Consider the following 1,253-nt stretch of genomic DNA (forward strand, 5'->3'; position numbering starts at 1 on the left):
TAAACCAAGGATCACGCGGAGTCACCCTCCGTACACCACGCCACCGGACGTGACCCTGTCCGTAGCGGTTAGCCGCCCCGCGTGCCTGAACCTCCGCTGTTCCGCCCTCGTCCACAGCGGTCCGCCGTCGTCCGCTGGCTCGGGGGTCGGCTGGCCTGTCATTTCGCTGACCTGATTTGGGCAACGGTCGATGCTGCGGCGACCTCAATGACTCCAGAGATGGCGAGACCGGTCGGGGGCGGGACTCGATACAGTTCGAACACCGCATAGCTAACCCCATTACCCATGCCTCGGCGCGCCATCTTGAGAAAACCGCGCGGAACGCCCGGGGCAAGTCAAGGGACGCTGGTGCTGTGGTCGCCGATCCGGTGGCTAGACTCACCACGTGGCGACAAATTGGGAAACTACCCTGCGCGCGTGGGTCAAGCCTCCGAGTAACCATGAGGACAAGAAGCGCGACAGGACCGAACTTGAAATACGGCAAGCCCTGGCCAATTCCAACCATTTGAAGAACGTGCGATATAAGGTCTACGCAAAAGGCTCGTACGCAAACAATACCAATGTCCGCCTCGACTATGATGTCGATATCGCCGTCGAATGCATTGAATTTTACTATTATGACAAAGAAGGTGCAGCAGCGGACGTCAGAAAGTCTCTGGCGCTGGAAGGACAGATCGCCCCTTATAAGGGTGGATACACAAACGATACATTCAAGTCGGCCGTCGAAGACGCCCTCGTCGCCTACTATGGCCGAACGGCGGTGACGCGCGGGAATATGGCTATGCGTGTCAGAGAAAAAAAGACAACGCTGCCGGCCGACGTGGTGCCATGCTTTGAGTACCACTACGTCTATGACACGGACATATATGGCAATCCGGCTTACTACCAGGGAACGCGTGTCTACAGGGATCGCGGTGGCTACATCCACAATTGGCCGACACAGCAGAAGGAGAGAGGAAACGCGAAGAACAACGCCACCGGCCACAGGTACAAGCGCATAGTCCGGGCATTGAAGCGCCTCGAAAATGTTCTCGTTGCCAAGGACATTGTCGGGAACCTTCCTTCATTTTTCATAGAATGCCTCGTATACAACGTTCCAAACCATCATTTTAACCACTCAACGTATGTCGAGGATATGCGTTCCGTCCTTGCAGTGATCCACAACGCGACTATGGCCGGTGGAGACTGCGCCGACTGGCTAGTACTCCAGCCCGACTTTTGTGATCGTTTAGGTCTGGTGCGTCATGGTTGGG

General features: G+C 56.3%; 1 protein-coding gene. It reads left to right on the forward strand.

Going from position 1 to position 1,253, the window contains the following annotated elements:
- Positions 1 to 385 precede the first annotated feature (385 nt).
- On the forward strand, positions 386 to 1,253 hold an 868-nt coding region (locus C1A33_RS34370), incomplete at its 3' end, for a nucleotidyltransferase domain-containing protein (RefSeq protein WP_133150834.1).

Origin of the sequence: Frankia canadensis (assembly GCF_900197875.1) — a bacterium.
Taxonomy (GTDB): domain Bacteria; phylum Actinomycetota; class Actinomycetes; order Frankiales; family Frankiaceae; genus Frankia; species Frankia canadensis.